General features: G+C 73.8%; 11 protein-coding genes. 6 read left to right on the top strand and 5 right to left on the bottom strand.

From position 1 onward, the window contains the following. Nucleotides 1-14 precede the first annotated feature (14 nt). The 5 genes from ACIBAD_RS15345 to ACIBAD_RS15325 all read left to right on the top strand — a co-directional run bounded on the left by ACIBAD_RS15345 (nucleotide 15) and on the right by ACIBAD_RS15325 (nucleotide 7,164). Nucleotides 15-3,650 (top strand): S8 family serine peptidase, encoded by a 3,636-nt coding sequence (locus ACIBAD_RS15345; protein ID WP_398906994.1) that lies wholly within the window; start codon nucleotides 15-17, stop codon nucleotides 3,648-3,650. A 296-nt stretch (nucleotides 3,651-3,946) separates the two neighbouring features. Beyond that, nucleotides 3,947-4,699: a hypothetical protein gene (locus tag ACIBAD_RS15340; protein WP_398906992.1), complete on the top strand. Its 753-nt coding sequence runs from the start codon at nucleotides 3,947-3,949 to the stop codon at nucleotides 4,697-4,699. Between the two features lie 127 nt (nucleotides 4,700-4,826). After that, complete coding sequence (locus ACIBAD_RS15335; RefSeq protein WP_134069188.1) at nucleotides 4,827-6,029, top strand: cytochrome P450; 1,203 nt, start codon at nucleotides 4,827-4,829, stop codon at nucleotides 6,027-6,029. A 65-nt stretch (nucleotides 6,030-6,094) separates the two neighbouring features. Continuing rightward, on the top strand, nucleotides 6,095-6,931 hold the full coding sequence (locus ACIBAD_RS15330; protein ID WP_398906990.1) for a hypothetical protein: 837 nt from the start codon (nucleotides 6,095-6,097) through the stop codon (nucleotides 6,929-6,931). Further along, nucleotides 6,928-7,164, top strand: a complete 237-nt coding sequence (locus ACIBAD_RS15325) for a hypothetical protein (RefSeq protein ID WP_134069186.1) — start codon at nucleotides 6,928-6,930, stop codon at nucleotides 7,162-7,164. The genes ACIBAD_RS15330 and ACIBAD_RS15325 overlap by 4 nt, the downstream gene beginning before the upstream one ends. On the opposite strand, the gene ACIBAD_RS15320 is transcribed toward ACIBAD_RS15325, so the two are convergent. Together ACIBAD_RS15320 and ACIBAD_RS15315 are read right to left on the bottom strand one after the other, a co-directional pair. Beyond that, complete coding sequence (locus tag ACIBAD_RS15320) at nucleotides 7,150-8,547, bottom strand: gluconate:H+ symporter (protein ID WP_398906987.1); 1,398 nt, start codon at nucleotides 8,545-8,547, stop codon at nucleotides 7,150-7,152. The genes ACIBAD_RS15325 and ACIBAD_RS15320 overlap by 15 nt on opposite strands. Continuing rightward, a complete protein-coding gene (locus ACIBAD_RS15315) occupies nucleotides 8,544-9,077 on the bottom strand; it encodes a gluconokinase (RefSeq protein ID WP_398907354.1) in 534 nt (177 codons plus the stop codon). Before ACIBAD_RS15315 ends, ACIBAD_RS15320 begins: the two co-directional genes overlap by 4 nt. A 161-nt stretch (nucleotides 9,078-9,238) precedes the next feature. Here ACIBAD_RS15315 and ACIBAD_RS15310 point away from each other — a divergent pair, with 161 nt between their 5' ends. Beyond that, nucleotides 9,239-9,955, top strand: coding sequence for a FadR/GntR family transcriptional regulator (locus ACIBAD_RS15310; RefSeq protein WP_398906985.1), 717 nt, complete (start codon nucleotides 9,239-9,241; stop codon nucleotides 9,953-9,955). 122 nt (nucleotides 9,956-10,077) lie between these two features. Here ACIBAD_RS15310 and ACIBAD_RS15305 read toward each other — a convergent pair whose 3' ends face one another. The 3 genes from ACIBAD_RS15305 to ACIBAD_RS15295 form a co-directional block, all read right to left on the bottom strand. After that, a complete protein-coding gene (locus ACIBAD_RS15305) occupies nucleotides 10,078-10,953 on the bottom strand; it encodes an NAD(P)-dependent oxidoreductase (RefSeq protein ID WP_398906984.1) in 876 nt (291 codons plus the stop codon). A 133-nt stretch (nucleotides 10,954-11,086) separates the two neighbouring features. Beyond that, a complete protein-coding gene (locus ACIBAD_RS15300; RefSeq protein ID WP_134069182.1) occupies nucleotides 11,087-11,470 on the bottom strand; it encodes a VOC family protein in 384 nt (127 codons plus the stop codon). Nucleotides 11,471-11,532: 62 nt separating this feature from the next. Next, nucleotides 11,533-13,437, bottom strand: coding sequence for an ABC transporter ATP-binding protein (locus ACIBAD_RS15295; RefSeq protein ID WP_398906981.1), 1,905 nt, complete (start codon nucleotides 13,435-13,437; stop codon nucleotides 11,533-11,535). Between the last annotated feature and the right edge of the window lie 47 nt (nucleotides 13,438-13,484).

Here is a 13,484-nt window from a genome sequence, read left to right as displayed (position 1 = left end):
ACCCCTCCTTCACCATGACCGCGCACGTCGCGCACGCCCTTCCCGCACAACCTGCACACGGCGTCCGAGGAGGACCACACGTGGCCCAACGCAACAGGCGACGATCATTACGCGCGGCGCTCGCCGCTCTCACCGCAGCCGTGCTCCTGCCGATGGGGGCGGGCGTGGCGGCGGCCGCGCCGGAACCCGGCCCCGCTCCCGGAGCGGCGGCCGAGCGCAAGATCGAGCCGAAACTCCGCACCCAGCTCGACGAATCCGGCAAGGCCGTCTTCTGGGTGTATCTGGACAGCGCCGCCGACCTCACGGCGGCGGGGCGGCAGAAGACCCGCGCCGCCAAGGCGGAAACGGTTCTGCACGCCAAGCAGGAGCATGCCGCGCGCAGCCAGGCCGAGCTGCTCAAGGCCCTCGACGGGGCCAAGGCCGAGTACACCTCGTACTGGATCGTGAACGCCGTCCGCGTCGTGGGCAGCCAGAAACTCGCCGGCACCCTCGCGCAGCGCCCCGAGGTCGCCCGGATCGACGCCGACGACAAGGTCACCCTCCCCAAGCCCGCCGAGGGCAAGCGGGAGAAGGCCGGCGCCGACGCCGTCGAGTGGAACATCGACCGCATCAAGGCCCCGCAGGTATGGGAACAGCTCGGCGTGCGCGGCGAGGGCATCGTCGTCGCCAACATCGACAGCGGCGTCGACTACACGCACCCGGCCGTGAACGGCCAGTACCGCGGCAAGAACCCCGACGGGACCTACGACCACGACTACAACTGGTTCGACCCGGCCGGCGTCTGCCCCACCGCGGCCCCCTGCGACAACAACGACCACGGCACCCACACCATGGGCACCATGGTCGGTGACGACGGCGGCGCCAACAAGATCGGCGTGGCGCCCGGGGCCAAGTGGATCGCCGCCAAGGGCTGCGAGACCAACTCCTGCTCCGAGGCCTCCCTCCTCGCCGCCGGCCAGTGGATCGTCGCCCCGACCGACCTGAGCGGCCGCAACCCGCGCCCCGACCTCGCCCCGCACGTCGTCAACAACTCCTGGGGCAGCGCGACGCACGACGACTGGTACCAGCAGATCGTCGACACCTGGCGCGCCGCCGGCATCTTCCCCGCCTTCTCCAACGGGAACTCCGGCCCCGGTTGCGCCACGAGCGGCTCGCCCGGCGACTACGCGAGCTCCTACAGCTCCGGCGCCTTCGACATCAACGGAGCGATCGCGCCGTTCTCCTCGCGCGGCGCGGGCCCCGGCGGCATCGTCAAGCCGAACATCGCGGCCCCCGGCGTGAACGTCCGCTCCTCCGTCCCCGGAGGCGCGTACGAGGCCTTCTCCGGCACCTCCATGGCCTCACCGCACACCGCGGCCACCGTGGCCCTGCTCTGGTCCGCCGCCCCCGCCCTCGAAGGCGACGTCGCGCAGACCGAGCAGCTGCTGAACGGCACCGCCCAGGACACCGACAACGGCCAGTGCGGCGGCAACGCCGCCGACAACAACGTGTTCGGCGAGGGCAAGCTCGACGCGTTCGCCGCCGTCTCGGGCGCCCCGCGCGGCGCCATCGGCGCCGTCTCCGGCACCGTCCGCTCCGCCGGCGCCCCCGTCGCGGGCGCCAAGGTCACCGCAGCCGGACCGATCGGCCGTACGACGACCACCGCGGCCGACGGCACCTACACCTTCCGCTCCCTGTCGGTCGGCGACTACACGCTGACCGTCTCCAAGTTCGGCTACGGCCAGCAGACCTCCACGGCGACGGTGACCGAGAACGCCACCGCCACCGGCGACTTCACCCTCACCCAGGCCCCCTCCGGCAAGCTCACCGGCACCGTCACCTCGGCCGCCGGACCCGCCGCGGGGGCAACCGTCACCGTCACGGACACCCCGGTGACCGCGACCGCCGACGCGCAGGGCCGCTTCGAGGTCACCCTGCCGCACGGCACGTACGAGGTGCGGGCCGCGCACTCCTCCCGCTGCGTCACCGGCGGCAGCGCGCAGACCACCGTCACCGGCGACACGACGGTCGCGGTCTCGCTGCCCGAGCGCACCGACGGCTACGGCTACGCCTGCTCCACCCCGGGCGGCCGCCCGTACGCGGCGGGCGACCGGCAGCTCGCGCTGACCGGCGACAACACCACCGAGCGCGTCGACCTGCCGTTCCCGGTCCCGCTGTACGGCAAGACGTACGGCCAGGCCTGGATCGGAACGAACGGCACGGTCAGCTTCGGCGGCAACAACACCGGTGACGTCAACGGGGACCTCCCGAGCACGGCCACGCCCAACGCGGCGCTGTACCCGTTCTGGGACGACCTGGTCGTCGGTGCGGCCGGCAGCGGCTCGGGCGTGTTCACCGGCGTCACCGGCACCGCCCCGCACCGGACGTACGTGATCGAGTGGCGCGAGGTGTCCCACTGGTCGGCCCAGACCGACAAGTTCTCCTTCTCGGCGGCGATCAGTGAGGACGGCGCCGTCGTCTACACCTACAAGGGGACGGGAGGCACCGGCATCAAGGGCGGCTCCACGGCCACGGTCGGCGTGGAGAACGCGACCGGCACCGACGCCTTCAAGTACTCCTTCAACCAGGCCGGCATCACCGACGGGCTGGCCATCGCCTTCAGGACCACCAAGAGCGGCGTGGTCGCGGGCCGGGTACTCGACGCGAACGACGGCAAGGGTGTCGCGGGAGCCACGGTGACCGTCGGCTTCGGCGCCGAAGCCGTCACGGCCACCACCGCGGCGGACGGCGCCTACCTCCTGCAGGCCGGCTCCGGCAAGAATTCCTACACGATCCTGGCCGACTGGTACACGGGGGTGACCAACGCCTTCACCGTGGAACAGGGCGGCGTGACCGCAGTGGACCAGTCCCTGCGGACGGCGCGGGTCACCGCGTCCCAGCCCTCCCTGGAGCTCGTCCTCCCGGCGGGCCAGAAACGCGCCCGCACCCTCGAACTCGCCAACTCGGGCACCCTCGACTCGCGGTTCACCGTGGCCGAGGACGCGGCCTGGCTGACGGCCACCCCCGAGTCGGGGAACCTGGTGATCGGGGGCAAGGCCACCGTGAACCTGGCCGTCGACACCACCGGTCTGGCCGCCGGCTCGGTCCTCACGGCGAACCTGCGGATCAGCTCCGTGAGCGGCCGCAGCCCGGTCCTCACCGTCCCGGTCAAGGTCGTGGTCCCGCGCTACCAGGTGGCCCTGGACGCGGGCTCCGACTCCGCGGCCACGGACACGCTCGGGGACAGCTGGTCCCCGGACCGCAAGTACACCGCCGGCTCGTACGGCTACCAGGGCAGCTCCCAGGTGCACTCCACCGGGCGCACGATCGCCGGTACGGCCGATCAGAAGCTCTTCCGCAACGCCCGTGAAGGCATGTACGAGTACCGCTTCGACAACGTCCCGAACGGCACGTACACCGTGGAGCTCGGCTTCGCGGAGCTGTCGTCGACGAAGCCGAACAAGCGGGTCTTCGACGTGATGGCCGAGGGCACGCAGGTGCTGCCCTCGCTGGACATCGCGCTGGAGGCCGGCCCGTACACGGCCCTGACCCGGACGTACACGGTCACGGTCACGGACGGCGTGCTCAACGTCCGCTTCGTCGCGCACGGGGGGTACGGCAAGCCGCTGCTGAACTCCCTGCGCGTGACGGACCGCCCCGACAAGAGCTGACGGGTTCCGGCGGACAGGGGGCGGGCCACCGAAGGGCGGCCCGCCCCTGCGCGTGACCTCGCGACCAGCATCTCGGTCGTGGGGTCCGCGGCGTCCCGCAGCCGGTCGGGCACGGCGAAGTCCCCCGGCCGTACGGTGTCCGGCCCGCGTGCGCGAGCCGCTTCCCGGAGCCGGGCGGCGGCCGCCGGGACGCCGGGCCCGCGGGGCGGGCATTCGGGTGGCCCGGGCGAAATCCGCGCCGACTCGGGGGCGGTGCGGCCGGGCCGGGGGTCCGGCGGTGGTTAGCGTGGGGGACCATGACGCTCCAGAGCGACCGGGCCGATGCGGCCGAGCCGACCGGTGCGGTCGGGGTACGGATCAGGGACCTGTTGCAGGCCGCGGACCCCGGGGCGGTGTGGGCGGTCGGGGGAGTGGACGGGCTCCATGCCGGGTCGGCGGACGGGGACTCGCGCCTCGACGTCGGCGCGCTGATGCCCGTGCTCGCCCTGTGGCCCGTGATCGGGAGCCTCGTCGCCGAAGAGGCCCTGCGGCTGCACACCCCGCTCACGGCGTACGGGATCGAAGCCGCCGCGGGGACCACCACGCACCACCTCCTGAGCCACTCCACCGGCCCCACGGCCCACACCGCCCTCGCCCGCCTCGCCGAGCACCTCACCGGCAGCCCCCTCGCGGAACTCGCCGCCACCCGGATCTGGCACCCCCTCGGCATGACCGGCACCGGCTTCGCCGACGGCATCCTGCACGCACCCCCGACCGACCTCGCCCGCTTCCTGAGCCACCTCCTCTCCCCGGCGGAGCACCCCCTCGGCCGCGCATGGATCACCGAGTCCCTCCGCATCCGCACCGGCGAGCTGACCCCGGCCCGCGGGCTCCTCTGGCACCCGGCCCCGCACGGCACCTGGTCCTACGGGGACACCCGGACGCTCTGGCTCTCCCCGCGCCTCCACCGCTGGGCGCTCCTCCTCCCCACCCACCCCCCGGGCCCCCTCCGCACGACCTTCCGCGAAGCGGCCTTCGCGACGACCCCCCTTGCGGACACCCCCCACTAGGGCTGCCTGCCCGCCCGGGGCCGGATCCACCCCGGGCAGCGCTCGGGGCGCGGGTGCGGCGTGGGCGACGTACCGTGAGGGCGATGTCACCGACCGTTGGTTTCCGGCCGCGCGCGGAGGTACCCGGATGCGCACGCTTCACGAGGCCGCCGCCCTGGACGTCCTGCCGGAGGACCTCGCCCCGGCGGCCGGATCGCAGGGAGGTGGTGCGGCCATGACCGGTCCCGGTACGACCCAGTCCGCCGTCTCACGCGGGCAGCAGGCGCGGGCCGGCCGCGCCGGGGCGGTCCGGTTCGCGGCAGGCCGGGCCCTTCCGCTCCTCGTCCGGGGCCGCGGCTCCGGCGGCGTCCGTCCGGCCTTCTCCGCCGACACGCTGCGCGCTCTGCGGGACCGCCACGGCGGAGCCCCCGTGCTCGTGCGCGGGCTGTCCGGAGCCGTACTCCTCCTGCTCGACCGGCAGGAACTGCGTCAGTTCTACGAAGTCGAACCCGCCGCCGTCCTGTCGCCCGGCCCCGGCGGAATCCGCTCCTGCGCCGCCGTCCGCGCCGTCATCGCCGAAGAGGCCCGGCACCTGACCGCCGCCGCCACCCTCGACCTGGCCCGCGCCCGGCACACCGTTGCCCGGGCCGCCCGCCGGATCGTGCTCGGCGACGGCGCGGCCGCGGGGGCCGAGCAACTCCCCGGCCTGCTCGGCCGGCTCCGCCGCCGCGGCCGTGAGCGAGCGGCAGCCGACGGGCACACCCTGCTCGGCCGCTCCGCCGCCTACGCCGACCGCGAGGAACAGACCCTGCGGGCCATGGACGGCATCCCCGCCACCGTGCTGCGCACCCTGCTCCTGCTCGGCACCCACCCCGCCGAGCAGGACGCCGCGGCCGTCGAAGCCGCCGGCCGCGGCGCCCCCGAGGAACTGCCCCGGCTGCGGGCCTGCGTACGGGAGTGCCTGCGCCTGTACCCGGCGGTGCCGGACCTGATCCGCGTCACCCGTACGGAGACCGAGTGGCGGGGCGTACGCCACCCCGCCGGCACCACCGTCCTGCTGCCCGCCCACTTCCACCAGCGCGACCCGGAACACGTGCCCGCCGCGCACGTCTTCGTACCGGGCCGCTGGAAGACCCCCGGCGCGGACGAGGACGTCCGGATGGCCCCGTTCGGCCACGGCCCGGGCCGCTGCCCGGGCGACCGGCTGGGCCTGCTGATCACCACCGCGCTGTGCGCCGAGGTCCTGCGCCGCCGCCGGATCACGGCGACCCGGCCGGTACTCGACCCGCCCGGACCGCTGCCCCTGGCACTGGACCCGCGCGGCATCCGACTCACCCTCACCCGCCGCTGACCGCCGAACCCCGCTGACACCCGTCGCCGACGCCACCCGCCCCACCGACATCCCGCGAGGATTCCATGTCCGACGCCGCGACCTCCGCGCCCACCGACCCGGTCGCCGAGCTGCTCGACGCCCTGTGCCGCGAGCTCGCCGAGGCCGCCGACGCCGTCGGCGAAGCCGCCCGGCACGCCTCCGAACTGGCCCTCGGCACCCGGCTCCCGACCGCCGCCCTGGGGCGCCGCCGCGCCCGCTCACGGCACGGCTGGCGCACCCTCCTGCGCACCCTCACCGACCCCGCGGGCCTGGGCTGGGCACCGCGCGGCAGGGGCGTGGCGCGGGCCGGCTGGTTCGCCGGGATCCTCACCGGCCGCGAGAGCCTCGCCGTCAGCCTCGCCGTCTGCGGACTCAAGGCCCGCATCCGGGCGGCGAGCGCGGACCGGTCGGACCTGCTGGACGACCCCGACTGCGCGGCGATCCTCCGGGCCGTGGACGAGGACCGGCAGGCGGCGGCCGTCCGGGTGTTCCGCCGGCTCATGCGGGAGCGGGGCGCCGAGCGGGCGTTCGCGTTGCTGTCCCCGTCCTTCGCCGACCTGTTCGCCTGGAACGCGCTGACCGACGCGAACCCGTTCAACGACCACGCCGGCTGGCAGGTGGCCACCGGCCGGGCCGTGCCCCCGCAGCCGCTGCTCGGACTGGGCGCCGCCGTCCGGGCGTTCTTCGGCCGGGACCGGGACCGCGACCGGGACCAGAGTCGGGACCGCGACCGGGACCAGTGCCGGGACCGCAACCCGGACCAGGGTCGGGACCAAGGGCGACGCCCGGCCCCGACCGCCCCGCACAAAGGCTGCGTCCACACCATCGGCCTCTTCGGCACCGGCGGCATCCTCCTCGTCCAGCCCTGGCGCAGCCGGTGAGCCCCGCCACCCGGCTCCGGCGGCCCGGACCGCCGGACCCGGCCGACGGCCTGCGCGGCCACTCGGCCACCCTGCGCGCCCATGCGATCCGGCTGCACGCGGCAGCCGAAGCGCTGGACTGGCAGGGCCCGCAGGCCGACGCGTTCCGCGCCGAGGTCGCCGCCCTGGCCGACCGCTGCGCCACCGCCGCGAACGGCCTGGCGGCGGCGGCCGCGCAGCTAGAGGACGAGTGACAGCAGCAGGACGAAGCCCAGGCCGACGACCGAGATGATGGTCTCCATCACGGACCAGGTCTTGATCGTCTGCCCGACCGTCATCCCGAAGTACTCCTTGACCAGCCAGAACCCGGCGTCGTTGACGTGGCTGAAGAACAGCGAGCCCGACCCGATCGCCAGCACCAGCAGTGCCGTCTCCGTCGTCGACATGCCTGCGGCGAGCGGAGCCACCAGCCCGGCCGCCGAGATCGTGGCGACCGTCGCCGAGCCCGTGGCGAGCCGAATGGCCACGGCGATCAGCCACGCCAGCAGCAGGGCCGGGATCGACCAGCCCTTCGACAGGTCCAGGATCATCCGGCCGACGCCCGCGTCGATGAGGGTCTGCTTGAAGCCGCCGCCCGCGCCGACGATGAGCAGGATGCCCGCGATCGGGGCCAGCGACTTCTCCACCGTCGTCGAGAGCCGTTCCTTCGTGAACCCGGCCGCCCGGCCGAGGGTGAACATGCCCACCAGCACCGCCGCGAGCAGCGCGATCAGCGGGGAGCCCGCGACGTCCGTGACCCGCTGCAGGCCGTTCTCCGGATCGTCGACAACGATGTCCACAAGTGCCTTGACCAGCATCAGCGCCACCGGCAGCAGCACCGTGAAGACCGTCGCCCCGAACCGGGGTCGGTGTTCCAGCTCCGCAGAGGGCCGCTGCGGGACCATCTGCTCGGGCGCCGCGATGTCCACCCAGCGGGCCGCGTACCGCGAGAACAGCGGCCCGGCGATGACCACGGTCGGGATCGCCACCACCACGCCGAGCGCAAGCGTCACGCCGAGGTTCGCGTGCAGCGCGTCGATGGCCACGAGCGGGCCGGGATGCGGTGGGATCAGCCCGTGCATGACGGACAGGCCGGCCAGCGCCGGGATGCCGATCCGCATCAGCGAGTAGTGGCCGCGCTTGGCCACCAGCAGCACCACCGGGATCAGCAGCACGATGCCGACCTCGAAGAAGAGCGGCAGCCCGATCACCGAGGCGATCAGCACCATGGCCCAGGGCATCGCCCGGCCCTCGGCCCTGGCGAGGATGGTGTCGACGATCTCGTCCGCGCCGCCCGAGTCCGCGAGGAGCCGGCCGAGGATCGCGCCGAGCGCGATCAGCACGCCCACCCCCGCGATCGTGGCGCCGAGCCCGGCCGTGAAACTCACGACGGTCTTGTCCAACGGGGCGCCCGCGAACACCCCGAGGGCGAGCGAGCCGACCGTCAGCGCCAGGAAGGCGTGCAGCTTGAGGCGGGTGATGAGCAGGACGATGACGGCGATGCCCGCGAGGACGGCCACGCCCAGCTGGGTGTTCCCGGCCGAGGTGATCGGGGCGGGCGCGGCCGCTGCCAGTATCTCGACGCTGAGACCTGTCACGTGGGGGTTCCTCGGCTTTCTCGGGAGGGAGCGGCGTCCGGGCGGCCGCCGGGCAGCGCGGACAGCGAAGCCAGGGCCCGGTCGGTGATCTCCTCGGGTGGTCCGGACACGTCGACGACGACGCCGAGTTCGTCCTGTTGGAGCGGCTCCAGCGTGGCGAACTGCGAGTCCAGCAGCGCGGCAGGCATGAAGTGGCCCGTACGGGCAGCCATACGCCGCTCGATCAGCGGGCGTTCGCCGGTCAGGTGCACGAACACCGCGTCGGGCGCGGCGCCGCGCAGCCGGTCGCGGTAGGCGCGCTTGAGCGCCGACGAGGCCACCACCGCGCCCTCCCCGGCCGGCCGGGCCCTGATCCACGCGCCGATGGCGTCCAGCCAGGGCCGCCGGTCGTCATCGTCCAGCGGAATGCCGGCGGACATCTTGGCGACGTTGGCCGCGGGGTGGAAGGCATCGCCCTCCACGTACGGGACGCCGAGCGCGTCCGCGAGCAGCCTGCCCACGGTCGTCTTGCCCGTGCCGGCCACGCCCATCACCACCAGCACGCGCCGGGTGCCCCTCACTTCGTACCTCGCCGTCCTCGTCGACTCCGGTGTGTGTGCCTCACTGAAGCCCATTAAGTAGTACTTATTCAAGGGTTCAGCGGCAAACATCACATCTTTCGCCCATCGAGGGGTCGCCGTACGCTTGCGCCATGACCACCGAAGGCCAGGGACTCCACTCCCACGTGCTGGACACCCTGGGCCTCGCGATCACCGCGGGTGAGCACCCGCCGGGCAGCGTCCTGCGCACCGATGAGATCGCGGATCGCTTCGACGCCTCGCGCACCGTGGTACGCGAGGTCGTCCGCGTCCTGGAGTCCATGCAACTGGTCGAGTCCCGCCGCCGGGTCGGCGTCACCGTGCGCCCCGCAGAGGAGTGGAACGTCTACGACCCGCGCGTCATCCGATGGCGCCTCGCGGGCGCGGACCGCCCCCGCCAGCTGCGCTCCCTGACCGTGCTGCGCTCCGCGATCGAGCCGGTCGCGGCCGGCCTGGCCGCCGTCCGGGCCACCCCGGGCCAGTGCGCCGCGCTCACCGGGGCCGCCCTCGGCATGGTCAGCACCTCGCGCGGCCACCAACTCGATGCGTACCTGCGCCACGACATCGACTTCCACCGGATCGTGCTGAACGCCTCCGGCAACGAGATGTTCGCCCGGCTCGGCGACGTCGTCGCCGAGGTCCTGACCGGCCGTACGCAGCACGCCGTGATGTTCCCCGACCCCGACCCGGCCGCCGTCACCCTCCACGTCCAGGTCGCCGAGGCCGTGCGGGAGGGCGACGCGGCCCGCGCCGAATCCCTGACCCGGCGGATCGCGGTGGGCGCCCTGGAGGAGCTCGACGTCCTCGACCCGGCGCCCACCTCCCCGTGACCGGCCTCCGGAACCCGTCTAATGCGGGTCCGGGCGACGCGCGTGCGGGCGACACGCGCTCAGGCGGAACGCGTTCAGCCACCGCGCGTACGGGCAGAACGCCGCCTTCGGCCACGGCGCGTTCACGACACGTTCCCCACCGGCGCGTTCTCGAAGGCGGCGAAGTAGGCGGCGGCCATGTCCTCTTCGGCGTGGCCTGCGGCCGCGGCGCGGTGCAGACGGGCCGCCGTGGCCCGGGCCAGGTCGACCGCGACACCCGCCCCGTCCGCCGCCTCCGCGATCAGACCGGTGTCCTTCTCGGCGCCGTGCACCGTGAAGCTGGGCGCGAAGTCCCGTTCCAGGACGGCCTTCATCTTCGCCTGCAGGTACGGGTTGTCCATCGGGCCGCCGGTCACCGCCTGGGCGAACAGGCCCGGGTCCACCCCCAGCCCCTCCGCCAGCGCGAGGGCTTCGCCGACCGCGGCCGTCAGCGTGATCGCGTACCCGACCGTGGTCAGCTTGAGCCGGGTCGCGGCCCCCGCCTCGGTCCCGGCCCACAGCGTCTTGGCGCTCACCGCGTCGAACACCGGGTCCAGCCGCGGATCCGCCGGCCCGGAGGCCAGTACGACCAGCGTCCCCGCCTCGGCGGGCTGCCGGGTGCCCTGCACCGGGGCGTCCACGAACGCCAGGCCGTGCTCGCGGGCGAAGCCCGCCAGTTCGTCGAGCGCGACCACGCCGACCGTGCTCATCTGCGCCCACACCTGCCCCGCGCGCAGCCCCGGCACGGCGGCGGCCATCGCCTGCGCCACGGCCGCGCCGTCCGTCAGCATGGTCAGCACCACATCGGCCCCGGCGACCGCCTCGGCCGGGGTGTCCACGACCACCGCACCTTCCGCGGCCAGCGGTTCGGCCTTGTCACGGGTCCGGTTCCACACCCGCAGCCCGAGCCCGGCCCGCAGCAGGTTCCGTGCCATCCCCGAGCCCATGATCCCGGTGCCCAGCAGCGCGACAGTGTTCACGGCGTCACTTCCCTTCCGGATACGTCCAGTCCGTCCAGTCTCGCGCCGCAGGGCGCCCGGCGGGTCATCCCACGCCAGGTCACCCGGGCGCGGCCCGTCGTGACTCCGGCCGTGTCGTCCGGATCGGGCCGGGTCAGCCCTCGGCCGCCGCCGTGCGGGGGGTCGTCTGCTGGACCGCCCAGCCGTTGCCGTCCGGGTCGGAGAAGTAGACGAACGAGCCCCACGGCATGTCCTGGATCTCCGTCACCTCGACGCCCCGGCCGCGCAGGTCCTCGTACGCCTCCTCGATGTCGGTGACGACGACCTGCATGTTGTCCAGCGACCCCGGGGCCATCCGGGTGAGTCCCCTGCCCAGGGCGATCGAACAGGCCGACCCGGGCGGGGTCAGCTGCACGAAGCGGACGTCCTCGCTCACGGTGACGTCGTGGTCGGTGTGGAAGCCGACCCGCTCGTAGAAGGCCTTGGCCCGGTCGACGTCGGTGACGGGGACGGCGACCAGCTCCAGCTTGATGTCCATCGGTGCTCCACGTGCTCCACGACCGGTTCTCGGCGGCGGCCCGCCGCGCGGGCCTCCGGGCATCATGCCCCCGCGGCCGGTACGGCGCCGCCCGGCGCGGTGGTGTCCGCCGCGGCGAACTGGGTCCGGTACAGCTCCTCGTACCGTCCGCCCGCGGCCAGCAGCTCGGCGTGCGTACCGCGCTCCGCGATCCGGCCGTCCTCGACCACCAGGATCAGGTCGGCCGCCTGTACGGTCGACAGCCGGTGCGCGATCACCACCGCGGTCCGGCCCGCCAGGGCCTCGCCCAGGGCCTCCTGCACCGCCGCCTCCGAGGTGGAGTCCAGGTGCGCCGTCGCCTCGTCGAGGATCACCACCCGCTGCCGGGCCAGCAGCAGCCGAGCGATGGTGAGCCGCTGCCGCTCGCCGCCCGAGAGGCGGTAGCCGCGCTCACCGACCACCGTGTCCAGGCCGTCCGGCAGCGAGGCGACCAGCCCGTCCAGCCGCGAGCGGCGCAGGGCCTCCCAGATCTCCTCCTCGCCCGCCTCCGGCCGGGCCAGCAGAAGGTTGGACCGCACCGACTCGTGGAAGAGGTGCCCGTCCTGGGTGACCATGCCGAGCGTCTCCCGGATCGAGTCGGCCGTGAGGTCCCGTACGTCGACCCCGCCCAGGCGGACGGCGCCCGCGTCGGCGTCGTACAGCCGCGGCAGCAGCTGCGCGATGGTCGACTTGCCGGCGCCGGACGAGCCGACGAGCGCGACCATCTGTCCGGGTTCGGCGCGGAACGACACCTCGTGCAGGACCTGCGTACCGCCCCGGGCGTCGAGGACCGCGACCTCCTCCAGTGAGGCGAGCGAGACCTTGTCGGGGGAGGGGTAGCCGAAGGAGACCCGGTCGAACTCCACGGCCACCGGCCCCTCCGGCACCCGGCCGGCGTCCGGCTTCTGGCTGATCAGCGGCTTCAGGTCGAGGATCTCGAAGACCCGCTCGAAGCTCACCAGGGCGCTCATCACCTCGACGCGGGCGCCGGCGAGCGAGGTCAGCGGGGCGTACAGCCGGGTCAGCAGCAGGGCGAGGGCGACGACGTCCCCGGCGTCCAGGGTCCCGCGCAGGGCGTAGTATCCGCCGAGCCCGTAGACGAGCGCGAGCGCGAGGGCCGAGACGAGGGTGAGCGCGGTGATGAACGCGGACTGGGCCATCGCCGTACGGATCCCGATGTCCCGTACGCGAGCTGCCCGCGCGGCGAACTCGGCGGACTCGTCGGCGGGCCGCCCGAAGAGTTTGACGAGGGTGGCGCCGGGCGCGGAGAAGCGCTCCGTCATCTGCGTGCCCATCGCCGCGTTCAGGGTCGACGCCTCCCGCTGCATGGCGGCCATCCGCGCCCCCATGCGGCGGGCCGGGAGCACGAACACCGGCAGCAGGACGAGGGCCAGCAGGGTGATCTGCCAGGAGATGCCCAGCATCACGGCGAGCGTCAGCAGCAGGGTCACCGAATTGGCGACCACCCCGGAGAGGGTGTTGCTGAACGCCCGCTGGGCGCCGATCACGTCGTTGTTGAGCCGGCTGACCAGCGCGCCGGTGCGGGTGCGGGTGAAGAAGGCGACCGGCATCCGCTGCACGTGGTCGAAGACGGCCGTCCGCAGGTCCAGGATCAGCCCCTCCCCGAGGGTGGCCGACAGCTTGCGGGTGAGCAGCCCGAGCCCCGCCTCCGCCACCGCGATCACGGCGATGAGCAGGGCGAGCCGGGTGACCGTACCGCTGTCCTTCCCCTCCGTGATCGCGGTGACCACCCGGCTCGCGAGCACCGGGGTGGCGACCGCGAGCAGCGCGGTCACCACACTGAGCAGCAGGAAGAGGGTGAGCTCGCGGCGGTGCGGGCGGGCGAATGCGGCGACCCGGCGCAGGCTCGCCCGGGAGAGCGGGCGCCGGTCCTGCTGGGCGTTCATCGCGCTGTGCAGCGATGTCCAGGCGGTGACTTCCATGTCCATGCGGGGAACGCTAAGACCTCAACCAAACTTGAGGTCAATGGATTGGC

Source organism: Streptomyces sp. NPDC051109, assembly GCF_044455885.1.
Classification (GTDB): Bacteria; Actinomycetota; Actinomycetes; order Streptomycetales; family Streptomycetaceae; genus Streptomyces.
Note: the sequence above shows the minus strand (reverse complement) of the source record. Positions and strands in the feature narration are given on the sequence as shown.

Bases quoted from the DNA above. Each gene is read 5' to 3' on its own strand.
- ACIBAD_RS15345 (WP_398906994.1), top strand. From the start codon at position 15: ATGACCGCGCACGTCGCGCACGCCCTTCCCGCACAACCTGCACACGGC.
- ACIBAD_RS15335 (WP_134069188.1), top strand. From the start codon at position 4,827: ATGCGCACGCTTCACGAGGCCGCCGCCCTGGACGTCCTGCCGGAGGAC.
- ACIBAD_RS15340 (WP_398906992.1), top strand. From the start codon at position 3,947: ATGACGCTCCAGAGCGACCGGGCCGATGCGGCCGAGCCGACCGGTGCG.
- ACIBAD_RS15310 (WP_398906985.1), top strand. From the start codon at position 9,239: ATGACCACCGAAGGCCAGGGACTCCACTCCCACGTGCTGGACACCCTG.
- ACIBAD_RS15330 (WP_398906990.1), top strand. From the start codon at position 6,095: ATGTCCGACGCCGCGACCTCCGCGCCCACCGACCCGGTCGCCGAGCTG.
- ACIBAD_RS15295 (WP_398906981.1), bottom strand. From the start codon at position 13,437: ATGGACATGGAAGTCACCGCCTGGACATCGCTGCACAGCGCGATGAAC.
- ACIBAD_RS15315 (WP_398907354.1), bottom strand. From the start codon at position 9,077: ATGGGCGTGGCCGGCACGGGCAAGACGACCGTGGGCAGGCTGCTCGCG.
- ACIBAD_RS15300 (WP_134069182.1), bottom strand. From the start codon at position 11,470: ATGGACATCAAGCTGGAGCTGGTCGCCGTCCCCGTCACCGACGTCGAC.